Genomic DNA, 22,729 nt, shown 5'->3' on the forward strand with positions numbered 1-22,729 from the left:
TTTGAAGGCTGTTTTCGTATAGTTTGTTGCGTTTTGAGCGTTTTTTCAACTCAAAAACAATAAAACAAAATGATTATCTCCTTTGCTCAGAATTACGAAGGAATCAGACATGTCTAATATTTCACCGCTTCGGAAATACACTACGCTTTCCGTGGGCTCACGCTGGAGTCTATGTGTATTTCCTTCGCTGGTATAGTGCTTTGTAGATTCATCACATTTATATATTGCTTGATGAAGTCAAACAATGGCTATTCATTTTTATAATGAATGATTGGAGCGAAGGGCAGTCGACTCCTGCGGGAAAAGCAACAACTGAAGTTAAAAAGCCATAAAGAAAGAGGATGCCCAAAAAAGTTAAAACGAAATTTTTGAGACTCCTCCTAGTATTAGATCCACCGTTAATTAATTTCTTCCTTATAATCACAGGAAGAACACTGAACGTGGATTCCTTTTTTACTTTTCTTTTCTACAAGCATTTTTTCACATTTCGGACACGTTCTTGCAATCGGTTTATCCCAAGAGATGAATTCACATTCCGGATAGCGATCACAACCGTAAAAAATCCGCTTCTTCTTACTTTTTCGTTCAACGATATTGCCTTCTTTACAATTTGGACAGTTCACACCGACTTCCTTAACTATCGGTTTTGTATTACGGCAATCCGGAAAATTGGAGCACGCCATAAATTTTCCGTAACGGCCCATTTTAAAGACCATTTCGTTTTCACATTTTTCGCAGTTTTCCCCTGCAGGTTCATCACGTATTTCAACTTCCTTCATTTCTTCTTCCGCTTTTTTCAAGCGTTTTTCAAAGTCATGATAAAAATGATCAATGACTTTAACCCAGTTTTCTTTCCCGTCTTCAATGGAGTCGAGATCCGTTTCCATTTTTGCTGTAAATTCTACATTTAAGATTTCCGGGAAGAATTCCAAGATTAATTCGAGAACAATTTGACCTAATTCAGTAGGGACAAACCGGCGATCTTCGAGTGCTACATAGCCCCTTCTTTGAATTGTATCCAACGTTGGTGCATACGTAGAAGGTCTGCCAATCCCTAATTCCTCCATCGTTTTTACAAGCCTCGCTTCGGTGTACCGTGGCGGGGGCTGGGTGAAATGTTGGTTAGGGTCAATGTCTTCAATACTCACTTGCTGTCCTTCATGTAAATCAGGTAACAAACGGTCTTCTTCTTTTTTACCTTCGTCATTTCCTTCTATATACACTTTCATAAATCCAGGAAATTTCAACTTAGAACCCGTTGCTCTAAACACAACTCCGTTATTTGTTAAATCAACGGACATTGTATCCATGATTGCAGGAGCCATCTGACTTGCTACGAGGCGTTCCCAAATCAATTTGTACAAACGGTTCTGGTCCCTCGAAAGATATGACTTCACTGTCTTTGGATCTTTCATAACAGATGTAGGACGTATCGCTTCGTGAGCATCTTGTGCTTTCGTATTTTGCTTCACTTTTTTTTGTGACGAAGAAATGTATTCTTTTCCATAGGTTTGCTCTATATATTCTTTCGTTTCTTTTTGTGCGGTTTCTGAAATACGAGTCGAATCCGTACGCATATAAGTGATAAGACCGACTGTACCTTCTTTTCCTATATCAATACCTTCATACAACTGTTGGGCGAGCATCATTGTCTTTTTCGCCCGAAAATTAAGTTTCCGAGCAGCTTCCTGCTGTAATGAGGATGTCGTAAAAGGTACGACCGGGTTTCGTTTACGTTCTTTTTTCGTTACACGGTCGACTGTAAATTCATCTCCAGACATTTGACCGAGAACGCCATCTACATTTTCTTTTGTTTTTAAATCCGTCTTTTCCCCGTTAACTCCATAGAACTTCGCATCAAACGTTTCTCCGCTTTTGTTTAGCTTCGCTTCAATAGACCAATATTCCTCCGGTTGAAATGCGTTGATCTCTTGTTCACGATCAATAATCATTTTCACTGCAACAGATTGAACACGCCCTGCACTCAGCCCCTTTTTTACTTTCTTCCATAATAAAGGACTAATATTGTATCCTACAAGTCGATCCAATACACGTCTGGCTTGTTGAGCATCCACTAAATCTGTATTAATTGTTCGCGGTGTTTTAAACGAATCTTTAATGGCTTGTTTTGTAATTTCATTAAAAACGACACGGCATTTTGATGTTTCCTCTATATTCAGGCTATGGGCGAGGTGCCAGGCAATGGCTTCCCCTTCACGGTCGGGGTCGGCAGCAAGGTATACTTTTTTTGCTTTTTTCGCTGCTGTTTTTAATTCTTTTAAAACCGGACCCTTGCCGCGAATGGTAATGTATTTCGGTGTAAAGTTTTCTTCTACATTTACACCCATTTGACTTTTTGGTAAGTCAATGACATGACCCATTGAGGCTTTCACAGCATATTTCTTTCCTAAATATTTTCCGATCGTTTTCGCTTTTGCTGGGGATTCGACGATCACTAAGTAATCGGACATAACGTTGTTCCTCCCCTTCAGAGGTAAAGTGTCTACTACATTCACGAATAAAATACGTGTTCAAAACGAAAGACGTCAGCGCAAGTTAGAACGAAGAGCGATGCAACGAAGACCATTCCATCGTAGTTGAACATCATCATAAAATGTAAAATTAAAATCCTCCCTATTATTAACTACACTTTTACTGTTTGTCAAACCCGAAAACGGAAAAATACGGATATTCCATGTTTCATTTCCTTTTCTACTTCCTGAATTCGAGCCATTTTCTGTTAGAATTTTTAGAAAGAAATGTGTTTGTTTGATATTTATTCACCTTTTTTTATATTCCATACCTCTTTTTTTAATATTCTTCTTTTAAAGGGGTATACCTATTTGTTTTTTGAGCCCTATTCATCTATTCGTGACAGTACAAGCATGCGCTTGCCTAACGCTCAAAAAAACAACTAGCAACAACCTTTTAGAAAAGAGCCAATTCTAAAGATGAAGCAGGGTAAATAAATTTTCCCTGCTTCATCTTTTGAGCTTAAAAAATACTCAAAATACTAGAGACTTTTAAAAATCAGCCTTTAGTATTCTTCTAAAATATCGTCTGCTGTGATAATGGGTTTCGCTCCTTCTTGAATAAGGCGTAAACAGCCTCGTGCTTCTTTTTTTAACGGTGATCCAGGTATAGCGAATACTTCCCTTCCTTGTTCTAATGCAAAGTTCGCTGTATTCATAGAACCGCTTTTTTCGCGCGCCTCTACGATCAGTACAGCTTTGCTTAAGCCGCTGATCAAGCGATTACGTTGAGGAAAATGCCACTTTTGCGGTCGTATTGCTGGAGGATACTCACTTATAATTAACTGTTTTTTCATCATATATTTGGCAAGGGAAGTATGCGACCTTGGATAGATATGGTCAAATCCCGACCCTAGAATACCTACTGTATCCCCTTGATGGTGGATCGCAAGCTTATGGGCCATCCCATCAACACCTTCTGCCAGTCCTGAAACGATGATCAAGCCTTTTTTTATTAAAGGAGATATAATCGCTTTCATCAATGGCTCCGCCTCACTAGAAGGCTTTCTTGCACCAATAACGGCTAATGGATTTTGATTGGCTATTAAGTGAATATTTCCACAGTAAAATAAGATCCACGGAGGATCATAAATCGTTTGTAAAAGCGGAGGAAAGTCAGCGTCCAAACGAGTGATCCATTGAATTTCTCTGCGCGCATATTCTTCTGTTAATTGTTCGATTGATTGTTGCTGAAGGAAGGTTGAGATCTTAGTAGCTCTTTTTAGGGAAATAAGGAAGGTTTGGGCTAAATCAGATGCGCTCATAAAATAAGGCGCTTTTAAAGTTGGATCAATCTGGTACATTTTACTCAGGAGAATAGCATCAACATTTGTGGCATGATGAAGGTGGAAAATTCTTAACCGGAGTGCTTCCATTGGGGCACCTGCCTTTTCAGAGGTTTGATTGGGGGAAAAGTTGATAATTATTCGGAGATGTTCAGAATACGCGGAAAACGAATGTGCGGGAAATAAGAAGAGGCTCCCCCGGACATTAGTCCGAGGGAGATGGTAAATTTAAACTTTATGCGTTACACATTGCTCATAAATATCGTTTTCTTTTAATGATGAAATTAAAGTTTCTCCCATAACTGCAGGCGTTTGAGCAACTTTCACACCACAGCTTTCAAGAGTTTTAATTTTTTCCGATGCCGTACCTTTACCACCGGAAATAATTGCACCTGCGTGTCCCATACGTTTCCCTGGAGGTGCTGTTTGACCGCCAATAAAGCCTACAACAGGTTTGTTCATGTTTTCTTTGATCCACTCTGCTGCTTCTTCTTCTGCTGTACCGCCGATTTCACCGATCATAATAACAGCATGTGTATCTTCATCTTCATTGAAGTGTTTCAATACATCGATAAAGTCCGTACCGTTTACTGGGTCACCGCCAATACCTACAGCAGTGGACTGACCAATGCCCTCAGTTGAAAGCTGGTGAACCGCTTCATAAGTTAATGTACCAGAGCGGGACACAACACCCACATGTCCTTTTTTGTGAATGTAACCAGGCATGATTCCAATTTTACATTCTTCAGGCGTGATGACACCAGGACAGTTTGGTCCGATTAAACGTGTATGTTTCCCTTCCATATAACGCTTTACTTTGATCATATCCGTTACAGGAATACCTTCTGTAATCGTAATAACGAGATCGATTTCTGCATCAGTTGCTTCCAAAATCGCATCTGCGGCGAATGCAGGTGGAACATAGACGACAGAAGCATTAGCACCCGTTTTTTCTACTGCGTCAGAAACCGTATCAAAAACTGGAATACCTTCTACTTCAGTACCGCCTTTACCTGGTGTTACCCCGCCAACAACGTTCGTTCCATATTCAATGGCTTGTTTCGTATGGAATAAGCCAGTCGCTCCAGTAATACCTTGTACAATTACTTTTGTGTCTTTATTAATCAGGATACTCATCTGCTACACGTCCTTTCTTACTCTTTAACAAGAGAAACGATTTTTTCTGCACCATCAGCCATAGAACCAGCTGCTGTAATGTTCAACCCGGAATCCTCAAGAATTTGCTTTCCTAATTCTACATTTGTTCCCTCTAAACGAACGACGAGTGGAATTTCCAATCCTACTTGCTTCGTTGCTGCAACAACACCTTCAGCAATAACGTCACACTTCATAATGCCACCGAAAATGTTGACATAAATTCCTTTTACACTTTTATCGGAAAGAATAATTTTGAATGCTTCCGTTACTTTTTCCTTCGTCGCACCGCCGCCAACATCAAGGAAGTTCGCAGGATCGCCACTGTAATGCTTAATAATGTCCATCGTTGACATCGCAAGTCCAGCACCATTAACCATGCAGCCGATGTTTCCATCTAACGAGATATAGCTTAAGTCATATTTTGAAGCTTCGATTTCTTTTGGGTCTTCTTCATCTAGATCACGGAATTCTAAAATATCCTTTTGACGGTAAAGTGCATTGGAATCGAAATTAAGCTTCGCATCTAATGCCATCACTTTTCCGTCTCCGGTAGTTACTAGCGGGTTAATTTCAGCAATTGAGCAGTCCTTTTCTTCAAAAACTTTATATAGTCCCATCATGAACTTTACTGCATCACGAACTAATTCTTTCGGGATATTAATATTAAACGCCAAACGACGCGCTTGATAAGGCATTAATCCTACGACAGGATCAATCACTTCTTTAAAGATTTTTTCAGGTGTTTCCGCGGCGACTTCTTCAATTTCAGTTCCGCCTTCTTCGGATGCCATCATAACAATACGTGACGTATCACGATCGACGACTAGACCGATGTAATACTCACTTTTAATGTCACAGCCTTCTTCGATGAGTAAGCGCTTAACTTCCTTACCTTCTGGTCCTGTTTGGTGTGTGACTAATGTTTTACCGAGAATTTCATCGGCATATGTACGAACTTCATCTAGATTTTTCGCTACTTTAACTCCACCGGCCTTTCCTCGGCCACCTGCGTGGATTTGCGCTTTGACAACGGTTACATCTGTGCTTAACGACTGGGCTGCTTCTACAGCTTCATCTACTGAATAAGCAACTTTTCCGTTAGGAACTGCGACACCGTAGTTTCTTAATAATTCCTTACCTTGATACTCATGGATATTCATTGCCATCCTCCTAACTTAATTGTCCATTTCAGTTAACTTGCTACACTAAAGACTGTTCAAAAAGTTCTCCTTTTTGAACACGGACTACTACAGGATTCGATACATTTTTCACAAATCCTTTTTCAGTAAATAAAAATTTGTCTATTATTCGTGTGTGAATCAAGATTTCGCACTCGATTGTTTCTTGTTTCGTCACACAGTTTTTATTTTACTATACTTTTCGACAATTTTGTGTATAAACGCTCAAAAAAAATATTTTAAATTTAATGCCCGCTAAATCAATGCTCTAGCAACAAGCTTTTATAAGAGAACCAAACAAAAAGAAAGGCCAGATACTGAACAGTGGTCCAGAGTCTGCCCTCTCTTTCTGCCTACTTTTTTAGCGGTCTTTCTTCTTCATTTGGTCGATGACTTTGCGGGTAGCATTTTGCGTAATCTGATCAGATTCGCCCGCTGCTCTGTAAACCCCGAACTCTTGTGCAATTTCTTCACGATAAGAGTTCATGTATTCTTCCACACCATCTACAAGTAAACCGTTTCGAAACTGCTGGTTTTTTTCCACCATAAAGACTGACCTCCTATAAGAATGATCGCAATCCCTTTTATTTTTTCCGGAGGCGAGTGTTTCAAACTGGGAATTATTTGCTTTTATCGAGCCGATAAACAAACGCGAAAATTTCAGCGACTGCCTGATAAAGATCTTCCGGTATTTTTTCGTTCATTTCTAGTTCACTTAAAACCGCTACAAGTGAAGGATCCCTCTGGATCGGCAATTGCTGTTCAACCGCACGCTCAATAATTTTTTTTGCTACGTAACCTCTCCCTTTTGCTTTAACGATCGGGCTTTTATTATTAGAACGATCATAATTTAATGCGACCGCCCGTGAATCTTTTACAGTTACCTCTTTGCTGTATTTTTTCATATACGAATATCAACTCCTGAAGGGGCGCTGCCTAGTTCGTATGCCGACTTCGACTGACTTATCATTTCCTTTACAGTTTCTGGTTGTTTCCAGTTTACAGAAGAGAGCTGGTAATCAAGACGAAAAAGCTCGTTTTCCAAGTGAGGTCTTAAGCTATTAATGGCTTGTTCAGACATAGCATTTTCATTATAAACCGTCAATGACACGACGCGGTTTTGGATATGTACATCTACTACGGTTGATTTTAGAGCCTCTAAATCTAAATAAAAAAGAATTCGACAAAAATCACTATCCCAATCCCCATTCCGCTTTTTTCGTCCTTCCCATTGAACAGTGACATCCTGTAAGAGCGAATGATTTTTATACGGAAGGTGAACGATCTGCTGATGCAAATATGGGTGTTGCTCTGTAGCAAGCAGCTGCGTCCCTGTGATTCGATAAATGATCGCGTTGGCAGAATCTTTTAGCTCACCTGAAACATTTTGTGATGAAAGAAAATGCAGTAGTTCCTGTTTTAATGATCTCGTTTCCAAAGGGCGTTCATCAACTACATGTCGTTTCAACTGTGACTCATAATCAAGACCTAGTTGTTGCAAGAAAGCAGTGAGTTGAGGAGGAAACGGCGTATTTCCTCCTGCTTTCTCCTTTGCCCCTCCTCCTTGCATCATCGATGTGAGCAGGTTATAAAGGCGAGCAAATCTCCCGTCACCTTCAATGTTTTTCGCCAGACTGTCGATCAAGATAGCTAAGCTTTCTGCTGATTGTAAAGATGCAACACTTAAAAAGGTCTCCCTAGTTAATGGTAAACCTCGCTCGATCATAACTGAAAGAAGTTGAAATGCTTTTTGTTCCGATAAAGAAGAAGCTTGCGCAAGCCGAACACTGTCAACGAGTTCCTGATTTGAAAAAGGGAGCTTTTGTTCGCTAAAAAAGCGAATCATCCGTTCTTCTGTCCCGCCGAGCGGCATATTGAGTGATTGAGCAAGAACCCTCGCACCTTCTTTACCTCCGTCTGTAGCAGTATGCAGGGGTTGAGTGTTGTCGAGTACTTTTAATAACGGCATCCCTTCACTAGAAACGACTCGGAACCAATAATGACGATCGCGCTCTAAAGGAACCTCCAGTTTGGCTGCGAGATTCGTTCCACCGTAATTTAACTGAGCAACCTGGCCGGGGTAGAGCTGTTTGATCTTTCCTTGTATAAGTTGACCCGCTCGAAGACTAATGTTTCTCTTTGGAGTTGCCGTAAGTTGATCAAGCCATTTGCTACTCCCTAACTCAACCATATCCGCCCCCCCTTTTTCAAATTGGTTTATTAACTCGTGCTAAAGGATAGCTTTTACTGGGGCAAATGATTTCCGATGCTCCTTTGTAGCTCCGTGTTTGTTAAGAGCTTCCAGGTGATCTTTTGTACCGTAACCCATATGGTTATCAAAACGATAGGCAGGGTACACTTCCGCTAAGTCTTCCATCATTTCATCTCGCGTTACTTTCGCTACAACTGATGCCGCAGCAATACTGATACTTTTTGAATCCCCTTGAATGAGAGAAGTTTGAGGTAAATCTACCGGTAACTTCATCGCGTCTAAGAGTAAATACTCACAAGGGTAATTTATATTGTCAAGCGCCCTGGACATCGCAATTTTTGTCGCTTCATAAATATTGTGCTGATCAATCTCTGAAGCAGTCGCGATACCAATACCTACAGCCAATGCGTTTTCATGGATATATGCAGCATAGTTTTCCCGCTTTTGCTTTGAAAGCTTTTTTGAGTCTGTTAGCCCTAACAAATAAAAATCATCCGGCAAAACGACACTAGCTGCGACTACAGGACCTGCCAATGGACCGCGCCCTACTTCATCAATACCAGCAATACGTAAATACCCTTCTTTTTTTAAGCTGTTTTCATATGTATTCATATTAGTAAATTGCTGTTTGAGTTCTTGATCATACTCTCGTTGTTTTTGCTGAGAACGTAACAGTTGTTGAACTCCTCGGCGTGTATCGCTCTCAAGCTCTTTCAGAAAAAAAGTGTCTTCCGGTTTTTCTGTGAGGCGCTTTTTAATTTGGTTTATCGTTAATTTCTTCATTTTATCACCTTCTATTTTTATATCGGTAGCTCCATCAGTTTTTAACAGCAAGCCTTAGAAAGAGGCTCTTTTTTAAAGGGCGACTCCAGCAATGAAAAGCAACAGGCTGAAGCATAGACCGCAGAAAGCATTGTCCGTAACATCAATACAACTTTTACCAAACCCGCCTATCTCATGGATTGCTGAATAACTCTAGAACTCAAATACAAAGGATGCCGCTTCCATGGCTTCGCTTTTTGCAGGTAACGCTTCGGGACCATTGTTGCTTTTCCTGCTGGAGCATTCCTGTCGGATAGGTTTTACCCCTATTGATAAAAAAAGGATCCTCCGATATGATGCAAGGTGCAAAAACAAACCAGCAATCACAAAGGAGGAACCCTTCATGAATCGTAGTAGAAATGAACGAATTAATCAAGTCAACGAAAACACTCTAGTTATTGGAATCGATATTGCAAAAAAGAATCACTATGCCTGTGCCGTCGATTTGCGCGGACGCGAATTAACGAAAGTATGGCGCATCCACCAGTCAAAAGATGGTTTCATCCATTTTGAGCAGGCTGTTAGACAACTGATGGAGACACACAACAAATCAAATGTGCTCATCGGTTTTGAAGCAACCGGCCACTACTGGATGAACCTTGCGGCTATGCTGGAGGCTTTCGAATTCCCTTTTGTCATCGTCAATCCAATGCATGTAAAACAATCCAAGGAAATGGACGATAATTCTCAAACGAAGAACGACGCTAAAGATGCACGCGTTATAGCGAAACTTCTTCCTAACGGCTATTTTAGTATACCGCGGAAGATGACAACCGCTGAACATCACATGAGGCATGGATCCGCAATCCGGGAACGATTACGAAAAGATATCTCTTCCGTAAAAAACAGGATACAGCGATGGAAGGATCTTTACTTTCCGGAATTCAATCAAGTCTTCAGTGAATTGGGCCAACAAGCTCTTGCCGTTTTAAAGCTGACACCTCTTCCCCAGGATGTTCCACATTTGTCTGTCGAAGAGATGGTCAGGCAACAGAAGAAAGCTGGCGCCAAGTATGCTGGGAAACCCAAAATGGTGACCCTGATTGAAGTGGCTCGTCACTCTATTGGCGTAACACGCAGTCAGGAAATGTCACGGCTGGAGATTCGCAGCCTTGTTCAACAGCTGGAACTATTGGAATCACAACTTGAAGAGGTGACTTCCCAGATGGTTGAGCAGGCCCAGTCATTAGAAGAGTTTCAGTACCTCGTCTCCATTCCGGGAATCAGCGAGAACACTGTAAGCGAGTTATTGGCTGAAACAGGCTCTATGCGCAATTACAGGCATCCACGCCAACTCATTAAGCTAGCGGGACTTACGTTGCGTGAGAACAGTTCAGGTCAGCATAAAGGCACAAAGAAGATCTCTAAACGCGGAAGAAAACGACTACGAGCCTTACTTTATAAAGCGATCCTTCCGCTCATTCAGAACAATGCAAGCTTTCGTCAACTGTACATGCATTATCACTCACGGGAACAAAATCCACTGACCAAGAAAGAAGCAATGGTTGTGCTATGCAGAAAGCTGCTTCAGGTGTTCCATGGACTTAGCAAGAAACAGGCAATGTTTGACCCTGAGAGAATGTTGATAGACTCTTCCAACTATCCTCAGAACAAGGCAGCGTAAGGCTTCACAGTGCTTTAATGTACCTTTGACAACACAGGCACAGAGATTCGGCAAGACGGAGACTTTAGACGCCCAGTAAAGGGCAGTCCATGCAGGAGTAAGAGTCCGAGATCTGCGTCAGGCAAGACCCAACGAAGGAATGTAGGCACTTGATGCCAGGAGACATGGGAGGGTAAGTCACCTGATTGTAGCAGAGTTTTTCTCGTGTGAATTACACCTATATATGGAAATGTATCCCACATTCCCAACGCAACGCGTAATCTCTAAATACAGTAAATGTATTTACAAGAATTATGTGGACCTTGGCAGTCGGAGGCGAGTACAAAAAAATTTTTTAGGGCCTCAAAATCCGGGCGGACCCCCGCCATATCAACTTTTCCTGAGGGAGTCTCCGCCATTGCAGCAGCACCCCTTAGCTATCCCATGTGTATCTCAAAATCAGGTGCAAGTTTTTTGGCAAAAGAAGAGTTATTTCATTGCAGATTCTCTCCATGAGAAAGAGCATATCCTCTTGCCACGCAGGCGTATGCTACTTATTCACCAGCCTCTATCTTAAAGGGAATGTTCTCTTTTTTAATTTGCTTCGTGCAATATGGAAAACCGGCTACTTTTACACGTTAATAACCCAATCTAACATGAGAGCTTGCCAGAAATTGAAAAGCAGATCATTTTAAATAGGAAAGACACGCTCAAGGCGTGTCTTATATGAATGACTTATCCGGACGTTCCAAACTTAGACGACCAAGCTTACCTCCACGAAAATCTCTTAAGATTAATTCTGATGTGCGGTCGTAGTCTACCATACCACCGCTGACAAGACAGCCTCGCTTTTTACCAATTTCGTCAAACAACTCACTAACTTCTTCAGAAATTTCTTGAAGCTGGTAGCGTTGTTTTAACGTATCAGGATAAACCTCTTTTATGTAATTCAAAAGAAATACAGCTGATTCTTGAAAATCAAAAATGTCTTCTTTAATCGCTCCGGTTAATGCTAAGCGAAACCCAACCGCATCATCATCAAACTTCGGCCAAAGTATCCCTGGAGTATCTAACAGCTCCATTTCCTTACCAACTTTAATCCACTGCTGACTTTTCGTCACCCCTGGCCGGTCTCCGATTTTAGCAATTTTCTTATTCGCTAGACGGTTGATAAGTGTCGACTTCCCTACGTTAGGAATCCCTAGAATGAGCGCACGAACTGCTCGGGGATTCATCCCTTTTCGTTTCATTTTCTCAATCATCGCTGACGCTTGCTTTTTTACAGCTAATGAAATATCTTTAATCCCTTTTCCTTTTTGGGAATCTACTTCAAGAACGAGATAGCCTTTAGCTTCGAAAAACTCACGCCATAACTGGTTTACATTTCGATCTGCTAAATCAGCTTTATTGAGGATCATAACTCTTGGCTTATTTTTTGTAATCTCGTCAATGACTGGGTTACGTGAAGAAAGGGGGATGCGGGCATCTACCAGTTCAATCACGACATCGATGAGCTTCATTTTTTCTTGCGCTTCCCGCTTGGCTTTTGCCATATGACCTGGGAACCATTGGATTGACATTGCTCGATTTACCTCCTAGTTTACAATTCGAACGTCGTTAAACGGCCAAAATACAAAGTTAGCTTTTCCGACAACTTCATCATATGGAATGACACCGATGTGCCGGCTGTCCTTACTATGTTGGCGATTGTCACCAAGAACGAAGACATGGCCTTCAGGAATCTCGTCAAGTCCCGTTAAGTCCTCCAAAGTAAAATCATGTGTAAACGGACTTTCGTTTGTAGCAGCCTTGAAGTCATCCAAATGCGGCTCCTCAACGGGTTCACCATTGATATAAAGTGTATCCTCTTGATAAGAAACAGTATCGCCCGGCAAGCCGATGACTCGTTTTATATAGTCTTTACTTTCTGTTGCATGAAAAACCACAATATCAAAACGATCGGGCTCTGAAATGGTATACCCGATTTTATTTACAATCATGCGATCATTATGTTCTAGTGTTGGCATCATCGATTGTCCATCTACAACAATCGGTGCAAAGAAAAAATAACGGATAACGACAGCTAAAATTAATGCGACGGCAACGGCTTTTAACCATTCCCAAGACTCTGATTTTGCCATATGGCCTAGCCTCCAAACGAAATAATCTGCTCATAGTTATTGGATGTGTTCAAAAAGAAAGAAAAAGAGATTTAACCGTTATTTCCCCTGGACTTTCTGATCATTCTCTTAATATTGTAAAGGAAAACTCCGTTATTTTCCATAAGTAATCAGGGCTGTTTTCTGGCAAATCAACGTTCGCTTATATGCAAAAAGGAGCCTGGATCACCCAAGCTCCTCTTCAGACATTTAGCGTTCTTTAATTCGTGCTGCTTTACCGCGCAGTGCACGCAAGTAGTAAAGTTTAGCTTGACGTACTTTACCGCGACGAGTCACTTCGATCGTAGCTAGACGAGGTGAATGTACTGGAAATGTACGCTCGACTCCAACACCGTTGGATACTTTACGAACAGTGAACGTTTCGCTGATTCCAGTACCACGGCGTTTAATAACAACACCTTGGAATACCTGGATACGCTCGCGTGTGCCCTCAACAACTTTTACGTGTACACGAAGAGTATCTCCGGCACGGAATGTTGGAAGGTCACCTTTCAACTGATCTTTTGTAATATCGCGAATGATTTGTTCCATGGCTGTTCGCCTCCTTCCCTACAGATGTTCATGTCCGACTTGCGACAGCGGAGCATCTTGATAATGTGGCTGAAACCACAAATTATATAATAGCACACGTGACGTGCGAGTACAAGATTATTTTTAACGCTGTTCTTCCCTCAATTTGTCTAAGTAGATCCTGTCATCTTCATTGAGATCCAGTTTATCCAATAGATCAGGCCTTCGTTCATATGTGCGTCTTAATGACTCTTCACGGCGCCATCGTTCAATTCGCTCGTGATGTCCTGAGAGAAGGACTTGAGGTACTCCCATTCCTCTGTACTCAGCAGGACGGGTATAGTGAGGATGTTCTAACAATCCGGTACTATGAGAATCGGTAACAGCAGACATTTCATTCCCTAATGCGCCGGGAAGAAGCCTTGTCACACTATCCGCTATGACCATTGCCCCTAGTTCTCCGCCGGTTAACACAAAGTCGCCGAGGGAGATTTCATCGGTTACAAGGTGCTCACGGACGCGTTCATCATATCCTTCATAATGACCACATAAAAAAATCAGGTGCTCTTCATCAGCCAATTCCTCTGCTTTTCTTTGATTAAAGGGTTCACCTTGTGGACAAAGAAGAATGACTCGAGGTTTGCTTGCTCCATCTTCATCTATGCGATGCGCCTCGACTGCATCAAAAAGCGGCTGGGGTGTAAGTACCATGCCGCCACCACCGCCATATGGATAATCATCAACCCGGGAATGTTTGTTCGTGCTATAATCCCTAAAATTTACAACATCAAAAGAGACGGCCCCTTTTCGCTGAGCCTGTCCTAATATTGATGTATTAAAAACTCCTGTAAACATCTCAGGAAAAAGTGTCAAAACCGTCATTTTCATTCGTCAATCAAACCTTCCATCAATTCAATCGTGACAACGTTTTGCTCAAGATCAATCTGTTTAACGACTGAATCAATATACGGAATAAGGGCATCCTTGGCACCTTTGCGTTGTATAACCCAGACATCATTTGCTCCTGGGGAGAGAATTTCTTTAATCACTCCCACTGCTTCACCTTCCGTCGTCTTTACGTTACAGCCGATGATTTCGTTATATAAGTATTCTCCTTCTTCAAGAGAAGGGGTGTCCTCTCCTGAAACTTGGAGTAATGACCCTTTATATTTTTCTACGTCATTTACGTTAGCAAGCCCATCAAATGACAGTAGATCAAATTGCTTATGTGTACGATGGCTCGCAACTGTTACCGGCTCACGCTGCCCACCTTCAAGTTGAATATACAAATTTGCTCCCGGCTGATAACGTTCTTCCGGGAAGTCAGTTCTTGAAATGACGCGAACCTCGCCGCGTATTCCATGGGTATTGACGATCTTACCCACATTTAACCAATTAGTCATCTTCCATGCCGCCTTTTCGAATTTCATCTACGACACCGTTCTTTACGACGATCTCTGTACCCTTCATTATCCCTTCCCAATTATCACCTTCTTCAACCTCTTCGATCATTTGAATTGAACCTTCACGAATTTCTGACCCTAATTCTAATTCATCGAGTTGACTTAACTTAAGTTCAAGTTGGCGAAGCTTTTCTTTTCGACGTTGCAATTCACGACGAAAGCTTTCTTTTAAAGAATTTTGATAGTTTACGTTATTTTTATTCGCCTTGAGCTTTTTGTGAAGCACAAATTCCAGTTGTTGAAGTTCTTTGTTGAGTTGATATTGCTTCGATAAAAATTGCTCTTTCAGCTGCGTTTTACTGTCTTCGGTTAATATTTGTTTTACAACTACTTTTTTAATTATTTGCAAGCTCATCACCTCCGCGAAAGTCGCGCTACTAATCTTTGTTATCCCGCAAACAATGTCCGGATATACGGAAAAAGGGAGAGGACAGACCCCACCCTTTAACCAATTTCTAAATTAATGCGTTTGTTTTGATTTGCTCCTGCAGCATAAACTACAGAGCGAATCGCTTTTGCAATGCGACCTTGTTTACCGATTACCTTACCCATGTCGTCTCTGTGGACTGAAAGTTTAAGTGTGAGTGAACGACCTTCGTCTTCTTCAGTGACATGGACATCTTCGGGATGATCTACAAGTGCTTTTGCAATGGACTCCACTAATTCTTTCAAGTCACTCACCTTCTATCACATTTATTGATGTTGTAACAATTATAATACGAAAACCTTATTTTTCGTTCTTCGCATTATGAAACTTTTCCATCAAACCAACGTTAGAGAAAAGGTTGCGAACTGTGTCCGAAGGCTTCGCGCCATCTTTCATCCATTTCAACGCTTTTTCTTCATCAACGTTAAACTTAACTGGGTTTTCTAAAGGATTATATGTTCCTAACTCCTCGATCAAGCGACCGTCACGCGGAGAACGAGAGTCCGCTACAACGACACGATAGAATGGAGATTTTTTAGCTCCCATACGCTTAAGACGAATTTTAACTGCCATGTGTTTCACCTCCAAATCAAATTAACACAATTACAGATGGTATCATAATTCCACCTTAGTGGCAACCCCCGTAAAGTAAAAAAACTTAACAGGATATTCACCACATTAATGGTTTACATAAACGGAAACTTCATTCCGCCTAAGCCACCTTTTTTCTTTTTTCCTTTTTGCATACCCGACATTTGTTTCATCATTTTTTTCATTTCGCCAAATTGTTTGATGAGACGGTTCACATCTTGAATTGTCGTTCCGCTTCCTTTTGCAATCCGTTTACGTCGACTCGCATTTAAAATGGAAGGGTCTTCTTTTTCAGCTTTCGTCATGGAACGAACGATTGCTTCAATTTGACCGATTTGCTTTTCATCGACTTGAACGTTTTTTAAGCCCTTCATTTTCCCTGCTCCTGGCATCATATCCAACAGTTCATCTAAAGGACCCATGCTGCGAACTTGACTGAGCTGTTCCAAAAAATCATCAAAAGTAAGATCATTGGTGCGCATTTTTCGCTCAAGTTCTTTGGCACGCTCTTCGTCTACATTCGTTTGTGCTTTCTCGATGAGAGTAAGAACATCGCCCATACCGAGAATTCGTGAAGCCATTCGTTCTGGATGGAAAGGCTCTAGTGCATCGATCTTTTCACCCATCCCCGCAAATTTAATCGGTGTGTCGGTAACTGCTTTGACACTGATTGCCGCACCACCACGTGTATCGCCGTCAAGCTTTGTTAATACAACACCAGTTATACCAAGGCGTTCATTAAAGTTTTCGGCTACGTTTACGGCATCCTGACCGGTCATGGCGTCGACAACGAGTAAGATCTCATCAGGTTTGGCCAAATCTTTAATTTGATCGAGCTCGCCCATTAACTCTTCATCAATATGAAGACGTCCAGCCGTATCGATCAACACGTAATCGTGATGATCTTCTTTTGCTTTCTCTAGTGCTTTTTGCGCGATTTCCACAGGACTGACTTGATCGCCCATAGAGAAAACCGGCATATTCAATTGCTTACCAAGCGTTTCTAATTGTTTAATCGCGGCTGGGCGATAAATATCTGCCGCAACCATGAGTGGATTACGATTATGTTTTTTACGTAAATGATTAGCAAGTTTTCCAGTTGTCGTCGTCTTACCTGCACCTTGCAGTCCTACCATCATGACAACGGTTGGTGACTTTTGAGCAACGGCAATTTTACTTTGCTCGCCACCCATAAGTGCAGTCAGTTCTTCATTTACAACTTTAATGACTTGCTGTCCGGGAGTTAAACTTTGTAGGACTTCTTGTCCGACTGCCCGTTCTTTTACGCGAGCGATAAAATCCTTTACAACTTTAAAATTTACATCCGCCTCTAAAAGTGCCAGCCTCACTTCTCGCATCATCGTTTTGACGTCTGCTTCTGAGACCTTCCCTTTCCCGCGGATTTTATTTAAAGTTCCTTGGAGTCGCTCCGCTAAACCTTCAAATGCCATTAGGTCGCCCCCTATTCAAGTTTCTCCAGGGTGTGGAGGACACGAAGGACTTCTGCACTCTCTTTTCCATCTTCAATTAGGGTTCGAAGCTGTTTCAATAAGCGATTTCGTTCTTGATACCGCCCTAATAGCGAGAGTTTCTCTTCGTATTCTTCCAACAAAGCCTCTGTGCGTCGTATATTATCATACACTGCTTGCCGACTCACTTCAAAGTGTTCAGCAATTTCCCCTAATGACCAATCGTCCAAATAATACATTCTCATGTATTTGTTTTGTTTATCAGTCAATAGAGATTGATAAAAATCATACAGGTAATTGATTCGTATGGTTTTTTCAATCACTGAACGCACCGCCTTGTTAAGTGAATATCCTTTACATTGAATTATAATACAGGAGTAGTGACAATCTGTCAAGATTATTTCTTGACGAGAATTTGAAGGCGGGGAGTGGGTGGGATCTGGTCACATGGAGCGGGGATCTAGTCAGCCAAGTAAGATCTAGTCAATTGCCGTAGATCTGGTCAAATGGGAATCCGATCTAGTCAGCGAGTGACGTATGTAGTTTTTTTAGGCTCAAATAACGTTGAGCAAATGCAAAAAGAGCGCCACCGAAGTGACACTCTTCCTTTTCCAAGAAAAAACGTTAAGATTCACTGTTATCTTCAGTAGGCGCTTCTGCCTGCTCGAGCACTTCAGCAAAGAGGCCGTGGACGTATTGTTCAGCATCGAACTCCTGCAAGTCGTCCATTCCTTCACCGAGACCGACTAATTTGACAGGGATATCAAGCTCATGACGGATCGCGAGAACGATGCCGCCTTTCGCGGTTCCATCTAGTTTCGTTAGTACAATGCCTGATACATCCGTAGCCTTCCCGAACGTTTTTGCCTGGCTCATCGCATTTTGACCTGTTGTTGCATCGAGGACGAGCAATACTTCATGAGGAGCATCGGGAATTTCACGCTGGATGACACGCTTTACTTTCTCTAGCTCATTCATTAAATTCACTTTATTTTGCAGTCTTCCAGCGGTATCACACAACAGCACGTCCGCTTTTCGGGATTTAGCAGATTGAATGGCATCATACATAACGGCTGCTGGGTCTGATCCGGCCTGTTGTTTGATTACATTTACGCCGACTCTTTCACCCCAGACTTCCAACTGTTCAATGGCTCCAGCACGAAACGTATCACCTGCAGCAAGGACGACTTTTTTACCTTCTTGCTTAAATTTATGGGCTAGTTTTCCGATTGTCGTCGTTTTCCCGACACCGTTAACTCCTACAAATAAAATAACCGTCATTTCGTCTTGCATATTCAACTCAGTTTCATCCTCTGACTTTTGCAGAAGCTCCGCGAGTTTTTCTGAAATAACGGGTTGAATATCTTTAGCATCTTTAATGTTTTGCCTTTTTGCTTCCTCTTTCAATTCGTCGATCAACACCATTACGGTATGGACCCCTACATCAGCTGAAATTAAAATATCCTCCAGCTCTTCAAAAAACTCTTCATCGACTTTCCGGTAGTTTTTTACGAGCTCATTCATTTGACCGACAAAAGAATCTCTCGTTTTCGATAAACCGTCTTTGAACTTCGTTGTAACTGAATCGGTTTGTGTCGTGATTTTTTCTTTTAACTTTTTAAAGAAGCTCATTTTAATACCCCCATCCTTATTGCTGAGGTCGGCTTAGTTGCTTCCGACCAAGGCTTCCGTTTCTTCTAATCTGACAGAAACCAGTTTTGACACCCCTGACTCCTGCATTGTAACGCCGTACAATACATCAGCTTCTTCCATCGTCCCTTTACGGTGAGTAACTACGATAAATTGTGTCTTTTTACTGAACTCTTTTAAATATTGGGCAAAGCGAGCCACATTCGCATCATCCAATGCTGCTTCAACTTCATCTAATACACAGAAAGGGACCGGACGAACTTGCAAGATGGAAAATAGTAAAGCAATTGCTGTAAGAGCGCGTTCGCCACCAGATAACAGACCAAGGTTTTGCAGTTTTTTCCCAGGTGGTTGCGCGACGATCTCTACTCCTGTCATCAACAAGTCTTCTGGATTAGTTAAAACGAGATCGGCTTTTCCTCCTCCAAATAATTCTACAAAGACGTGCCTGAAATGAGTCTGAATCTGTTCAAACGTCTCTTTAAAACGCCGGACCATTTCTTCATCCATTTCTTCAATCACTTGAAGAAGGGTCGATTTGGCCATTTCGAGATCTTCCTTCTGCTCATTCAAGAAGTCATAGCGTTCTTTTACGCGCTCATACTCCTCAATGGCCCCAACATTTACAGTTCCTAATTCATCAATGGCTAGTTTAATTAGCTTTACTCTCGTTCTCGCCTCATCGATTGTCAAGCTGAGCGGGTAATTTGTCTTTGCTCCCTCAAAGGTCAGTTCATACTCCCCTTCAAGTTTATTAAGCCGATTTTCCAGCTCCACATCGGTTCGGTTCACAAGCACTTCAGTTTCATGAACGGCATTTGACATTTGCGTTAATAGACGTTTTTGCTCCTTTAGTTCGGTTTCGGTGTCGTCATGATCTTGCTGAAGCGATAAGCGAGCTGATTTTCTCTTAGAAATAAGCTGGATCGTCCGTTCTTTTTCCACTTTTCGTTTAGCTATGACTTCCTCCAATGTTTCACCGTCATCCGCTTGCGAATCGATCTCCCGTTTTAACTGACTGTATTCTTCTTCGCGATAGGTTAAATCCTTTACTACAGAATTATAGGACGTTTGCAGTTGTTCCAGCGTCTGCTCCATATAGTGGAGCTGCTCTTTTTCTTTCGTTTCCTTAATTCTCTTTTCTGTAATTTCTTGTGAAAGACTGTCTTTCGAAATAGCTTGCTCCGCTTTTTGCTGTGTCAATCTCTCAATGTCATTGTTTAACTGATCCGTTTTCATTGACGATTGCTTAATTTGCTCTTCTAATTCTTCTAGACGTGACTCTTTTTCTTTTCGCTCACGATCAAATTCTTCTTTTTCCTGGTCATAGATACGTAGCCGATCATTTAAGTTCCCGATGGCAAGCTGCAGCTCTTTTGTGTTGCCTTTTTCTTCTTGTTCTTGTTCTCTAAGAGATTCCCCTTTTTTACGAAGGTCTTCTCTTTCTTGTTCTAATTGGGTGAGGAGTTGTTTTTTCGCTTTAACCTCTTGTTTAACTTTTTCGGCATCATTTTCCAAACGTTCGAGTTTTTCAGCAATGCGAGCTAGTTCCTGTTGTCTTCCGAGAAGCTGTGATTTCTTTTGCTTCATACTCCCACCAGTCATCGCGCCCCCAGGATTAATCACATCTCCTTCTAGTGTGACAATCCGGTAGCGATAACGAATATGTTTCGCGATTGTATTGGCATGCTTTAAATCTTCAGCAATAATCACTTGACCAAGAATTTGAGCTACGACGTTCTCGTATTTCCTGTCAAACGATACGAGGTCTTTCGCTACTCCGACAAATCCAGGTAAAGTCTTAAGGCTATTTAAGTCCGAGGGTGCTAAAAAACGGCCTTTGATTACATCAATCGGTAAAAATGTCGCCCGCCCTAACCGGCGCTGCTTTAAAAAAGAAATCGCTTTTCGTCCGGTTGATTCATCTTCTACAACAACGTGCTGTTGCACAGCTCCTAATGCAATATCAAGAGCGATTTCATGCTCTTTTTTCACATCAATAAGTTCTGCAACCGCTCCTTTAATACCAGGGAATTGCCGGTCGCGTTCTTTTAAAATTTCCTTGACGCCTTGAAAAAAACCTGAATAGTCGTTTTGCATGTCTTCAATAAACTCTTTTTTGGAGCGAAGTTGCTCCACATGCCGATAAGCTTCATATAGAAAAGTTTCCTTCTTCCTATATTCCTGTTCCGCTTGTTGAGCCTGTGTGCTCTTTTTACGATAGGCAGCCACACATTGATCAATGTCATCTTTCACATTGACGTATGTTTTTTCATGATCCGCTTGTGCTTTTGTAAGTTCATGCCTCTTTTCTAACAGGCCACTGTTCTCTCGCTCAAGGCGCTCTTCTTTAAACTGCTGCTTTTCTAGCTGCTCAGCGAGATAACGTTTTTCATTTTTAAAGGAAGCAGCTTCATTTAAAAATTCTATGTATTCACTTTTAAGGGACTCGATACGGTCTTCTGTGCTTTCTGATAAAGATTGAAACACTTCTTCTTGCTGTTCCAAAGCCTCTCTCGTCTGTTTTAGACGTTGCCTTGAGTCGTTAACCGTTTGTTTTTGAGTTTGTAATTCATGCTCTAACTGCGCTTTTTTTTCTTTTAATTCTTCCATCTCTTCGACAAACTGTTCACGATTTTTCAAGAAGTTTTTCTTTCGTTCTTTCCAGACTTGCTTTTGTCCTTCTTGCTTTTCGAGTTCTTCACTTGTTGATAAGAGCATATCTTGTAATTCCTGAATCGATTCGTCAATGGCGTGCATATCACTTCGAAACTGCTCTATAGCTTTTTCTTGTTCGCCCACTTTACTAGACAATACGTGTTTTTTTTCGCGGTACACTTCTAGGTTTTCTTTTTCGCCCGTCCATTTTTCATGAAGTTGTTCGATTTCCTTAACAATCAATCCAACTTCAAAATCTTTCAGCTCTGCTTTTTTTTCAAGAAACTCTGTTGCTACAGAAGCCTGTTCTCTAAGTGGCTCAATCTGGTCATGGAGCTCATGGAGGATATCATCAACTCGATTCAAGTTGTCCTGGGTTTCAGTGAGTTTTTTCTCTGATTTAAGTTTACGGTTTTTATATTTGAGAACGCCCGCAGCTTCTTCGAAAATTTTTCGCCTTTCTTCAGCTTTACTGCTTAGAATTTCTTCGACCTTTCCTTGTCCTATTATGGAAAAGGCTTCTTTTCCAAGACCCGAATCCATAAACAAGTCGACTATATCTTTTAACCGGCATGGTTGGTTATTAATCAAGTATTCACTTTCTCCTGATCGATAAACTCGCCTTGTGACACTTACTTCACTGTAATCAATCGCTAAATGCTGATTTTCATTATTTAAGGTTAGTGTTATTTCTGCCATATTTAATGGTTTTCGTGATTCGCTTCCAGAAAAAATGATATCTTCCATTTTTCCTCCACGAAGGTTTTTGGCTGATTGCTCACCCAGTACCCAGCGAATCCCATCTGATATATTACTTTTACCGCTTCCGTTTGGACCGACCACTGCGGTCACACCAGAAACAAAATCAATCGATAACTGGTCAGCAAATGACTTAAAGCCGACTAGATCGAGACGTTTAAGGAACAATGCCATCCACCTCATTTATTTATTCCATCATCGACGAGGGGTTTTTTTCGTCTGAACCCATCTA

Annotated in this window: 21 protein-coding genes; 1 reads left to right on the plus strand and 20 read right to left on the minus strand. The window is 41.5% G+C overall.

Annotated features, from left to right (window positions below):
• Positions 1 to 398: 398 nt before the first annotated feature.
• From topA to CDZ94_RS05065, 8 genes are all read right to left on the minus strand, one after another.
• Positions 399 to 2,471 carry a type I DNA topoisomerase gene (gene topA, locus CDZ94_RS05030; protein WP_096435420.1) on the minus strand — a complete coding sequence of 691 codons (2,073 nt, stop codon included), beginning with the start codon at positions 2,469 to 2,471 and terminating at the stop codon, positions 399 to 401.
• Between the two features lie 566 nt (positions 2,472 to 3,037).
• Positions 3,038 to 3,907 carry a DNA-processing protein DprA gene (dprA, locus tag CDZ94_RS05035; protein WP_096435421.1) on the minus strand — a complete coding sequence of 290 codons (870 nt, stop codon included), beginning with the start codon at positions 3,905 to 3,907 and terminating at the stop codon, positions 3,038 to 3,040.
• A 138-nt stretch (positions 3,908 to 4,045) separates the two neighbouring features.
• Positions 4,046 to 4,954 (minus strand): succinate--CoA ligase subunit alpha, encoded by a 909-nt coding sequence (sucD, locus tag CDZ94_RS05040; protein ID WP_096435422.1) that lies wholly within the window; start codon positions 4,952 to 4,954, stop codon positions 4,046 to 4,048.
• A 17-nt stretch (positions 4,955 to 4,971) separates the two neighbouring features.
• Positions 4,972 to 6,135, minus strand: coding sequence for an ADP-forming succinate--CoA ligase subunit beta (gene sucC / locus CDZ94_RS05045; RefSeq protein ID WP_096435423.1), 1,164 nt, complete (start codon positions 6,133 to 6,135; stop codon positions 4,972 to 4,974).
• Positions 6,136 to 6,514: 379 nt separating this feature from the next.
• Positions 6,515 to 6,700 carry a small, acid-soluble spore protein, alpha/beta type gene (locus CDZ94_RS05050; protein WP_096435424.1) on the minus strand — a complete coding sequence of 62 codons (186 nt, stop codon included), beginning with the start codon at positions 6,698 to 6,700 and terminating at the stop codon, positions 6,515 to 6,517.
• 73 nt (positions 6,701 to 6,773) lie between these two features.
• Positions 6,774 to 7,058, minus strand: a complete 285-nt coding sequence (locus CDZ94_RS05055) for an EscU/YscU/HrcU family type III secretion system export apparatus switch protein (protein WP_096435425.1) — start codon at positions 7,056 to 7,058, stop codon at positions 6,774 to 6,776.
• A complete protein-coding gene (locus CDZ94_RS05060; RefSeq protein ID WP_096435426.1) occupies positions 7,055 to 8,344 on the minus strand; it encodes a hypothetical protein in 1,290 nt (429 codons plus the stop codon). The genes CDZ94_RS05055 and CDZ94_RS05060 overlap by 4 nt, the downstream gene beginning before the upstream one ends.
• A 39-nt stretch (positions 8,345 to 8,383) precedes the next feature.
• Positions 8,384 to 9,148: a ribonuclease HII gene (locus CDZ94_RS05065; protein ID WP_096435427.1), complete on the minus strand. Its 765-nt coding sequence runs from the start codon at positions 9,146 to 9,148 to the stop codon at positions 8,384 to 8,386.
• 382 nt (positions 9,149 to 9,530) lie between these two features.
• On the opposite strand from CDZ94_RS05065, the gene CDZ94_RS05070 reads away from it, so the two are divergent.
• Positions 9,531 to 10,811, plus strand: coding sequence for an IS110 family RNA-guided transposase (locus CDZ94_RS05070; protein WP_096434449.1), 1,281 nt, complete (start codon positions 9,531 to 9,533; stop codon positions 10,809 to 10,811).
• Between the two features lie 701 nt (positions 10,812 to 11,512).
• Here CDZ94_RS05070 and ylqF read toward each other — a convergent pair.
• The 12 genes from ylqF to smc form a co-directional block, all read right to left on the minus strand.
• Entirely contained in the window at positions 11,513 to 12,370 is an 858-nt protein-coding gene (ylqF, locus tag CDZ94_RS05075) for a ribosome biogenesis GTPase YlqF (RefSeq protein WP_096435428.1), read from the minus strand.
• Between the two features lie 15 nt (positions 12,371 to 12,385).
• Entirely contained in the window at positions 12,386 to 12,931 is a 546-nt protein-coding gene (lepB, locus tag CDZ94_RS05080; protein ID WP_096435429.1) for a signal peptidase I, read from the minus strand.
• Positions 12,932 to 13,159: 228 nt separating this feature from the next.
• Complete coding sequence (gene rplS, locus CDZ94_RS05085) at positions 13,160 to 13,501, minus strand: 50S ribosomal protein L19 (protein ID WP_096435430.1); 342 nt, start codon at positions 13,499 to 13,501, stop codon at positions 13,160 to 13,162.
• Between the two features lie 123 nt (positions 13,502 to 13,624).
• A complete protein-coding gene (gene trmD, locus CDZ94_RS05090; RefSeq protein WP_096435431.1) occupies positions 13,625 to 14,368 on the minus strand; it encodes a tRNA (guanosine(37)-N1)-methyltransferase TrmD in 744 nt (247 codons plus the stop codon).
• Complete coding sequence (gene rimM / locus CDZ94_RS05095) at positions 14,365 to 14,883, minus strand: ribosome maturation factor RimM (protein ID WP_096435432.1); 519 nt, start codon at positions 14,881 to 14,883, stop codon at positions 14,365 to 14,367. Before rimM ends, trmD begins: the two co-directional genes overlap by 4 nt.
• Positions 14,876 to 15,292: a YlqD family protein gene (locus CDZ94_RS05100; protein WP_096435433.1), complete on the minus strand. Its 417-nt coding sequence runs from the start codon at positions 15,290 to 15,292 to the stop codon at positions 14,876 to 14,878. Before CDZ94_RS05100 ends, rimM begins: the two co-directional genes overlap by 8 nt.
• 95 nt (positions 15,293 to 15,387) lie before the next feature.
• Complete coding sequence (locus CDZ94_RS05105; RefSeq protein ID WP_096435434.1) at positions 15,388 to 15,615, minus strand: KH domain-containing protein; 228 nt, start codon at positions 15,613 to 15,615, stop codon at positions 15,388 to 15,390.
• A gap of 55 nt (positions 15,616 to 15,670) precedes the next feature.
• Positions 15,671 to 15,943 (minus strand): 30S ribosomal protein S16, encoded by a 273-nt coding sequence (gene rpsP / locus CDZ94_RS05110; RefSeq protein WP_096435435.1) that lies wholly within the window; start codon positions 15,941 to 15,943, stop codon positions 15,671 to 15,673.
• 113 nt (positions 15,944 to 16,056) lie between these two features.
• The gene (gene ffh, locus CDZ94_RS05115) at positions 16,057 to 17,412 is read right to left on the minus strand and encodes a signal recognition particle protein (RefSeq protein ID WP_096435436.1); all 1,356 of its coding nucleotides are present in this window, start codon (positions 17,410 to 17,412) and stop codon (positions 16,057 to 16,059) included.
• A gap of 11 nt (positions 17,413 to 17,423) precedes the next feature.
• The gene (locus CDZ94_RS05120; RefSeq protein WP_096435437.1) at positions 17,424 to 17,753 is read right to left on the minus strand and encodes a putative DNA-binding protein; all 330 of its coding nucleotides are present in this window, start codon (positions 17,751 to 17,753) and stop codon (positions 17,424 to 17,426) included.
• Positions 17,754 to 18,054: 301 nt separating this feature from the next.
• Positions 18,055 to 19,062, minus strand: coding sequence for a signal recognition particle-docking protein FtsY (ftsY, locus tag CDZ94_RS05125; protein WP_096435438.1), 1,008 nt, complete (start codon positions 19,060 to 19,062; stop codon positions 18,055 to 18,057).
• Positions 19,063 to 19,095: 33 nt separating this feature from the next.
• Entirely contained in the window at positions 19,096 to 22,665 is a 3,570-nt protein-coding gene (gene smc / locus CDZ94_RS05130; protein ID WP_096435439.1) for a chromosome segregation protein SMC, read from the minus strand.
• Between the last annotated feature and the right edge of the window lie 64 nt (positions 22,666 to 22,729).

It is taken from the genome of Alteribacter populi, from assembly GCF_002352765.1.
In the GTDB taxonomy this organism is placed as follows: Bacteria; Bacillota; Bacilli; order Bacillales; family Salisediminibacteriaceae; genus Alteribacter; species Alteribacter populi.

Excerpts from the sequence above, each read along its gene's own strand:
- CDZ94_RS05065 (WP_096435427.1), bottom strand. The coding sequence starts at position 9,148 with ATGAAGAAATTAACGATAAACCAAATTAAAAAGCGCCTCACAGAAAAA.
- ylqF (WP_096435428.1), bottom strand. The coding sequence starts at position 12,370 with ATGTCAATCCAATGGTTCCCAGGTCATATGGCAAAAGCCAAGCGGGAA.
- CDZ94_RS05055 (WP_096435425.1), bottom strand. The coding sequence starts at position 7,058 with ATGAAAAAATACAGCAAAGAGGTAACTGTAAAAGATTCACGGGCGGTC.
- rimM (WP_096435432.1), bottom strand. The coding sequence starts at position 14,883 with ATGACTAATTGGTTAAATGTGGGTAAGATCGTCAATACCCATGGAATA.
- rplS (WP_096435430.1), bottom strand. The coding sequence starts at position 13,501 with ATGGAACAAATCATTCGCGATATTACAAAAGATCAGTTGAAAGGTGAC.
- sucC (WP_096435423.1), bottom strand. The coding sequence starts at position 6,135 with ATGAATATCCATGAGTATCAAGGTAAGGAATTATTAAGAAACTACGGT.
- CDZ94_RS05050 (WP_096435424.1), bottom strand. The coding sequence starts at position 6,700 with ATGGTGGAAAAAAACCAGCAGTTTCGAAACGGTTTACTTGTAGATGGT.
- trmD (WP_096435431.1), bottom strand. The coding sequence starts at position 14,368 with ATGAAAATGACGGTTTTGACACTTTTTCCTGAGATGTTTACAGGAGTT.
- topA (WP_096435420.1), bottom strand. The coding sequence starts at position 2,471 with ATGTCCGATTACTTAGTGATCGTCGAATCCCCAGCAAAAGCGAAAACG.
- CDZ94_RS05060 (WP_096435426.1), bottom strand. The coding sequence starts at position 8,344 with ATGGTTGAGTTAGGGAGTAGCAAATGGCTTGATCAACTTACGGCAACT.
- rpsP (WP_096435435.1), bottom strand. The coding sequence starts at position 15,943 with ATGGCAGTTAAAATTCGTCTTAAGCGTATGGGAGCTAAAAAATCTCCA.
- sucD (WP_096435422.1), bottom strand. The coding sequence starts at position 4,954 with ATGAGTATCCTGATTAATAAAGACACAAAAGTAATTGTACAAGGTATT.
- lepB (WP_096435429.1), bottom strand. The coding sequence starts at position 12,931 with ATGGCAAAATCAGAGTCTTGGGAATGGTTAAAAGCCGTTGCCGTCGCA.
- ftsY (WP_096435438.1), bottom strand. The coding sequence starts at position 19,062 with ATGAGCTTCTTTAAAAAGTTAAAAGAAAAAATCACGACACAAACCGAT.
- dprA (WP_096435421.1), bottom strand. The coding sequence starts at position 3,907 with ATGGAAGCACTCCGGTTAAGAATTTTCCACCTTCATCATGCCACAAAT.
- ffh (WP_096435436.1), bottom strand. The coding sequence starts at position 17,412 with ATGGCATTTGAAGGTTTAGCGGAGCGACTCCAAGGAACTTTAAATAAA.
- CDZ94_RS05070 (WP_096434449.1), top strand. The coding sequence starts at position 9,531 with ATGAATCGTAGTAGAAATGAACGAATTAATCAAGTCAACGAAAACACT.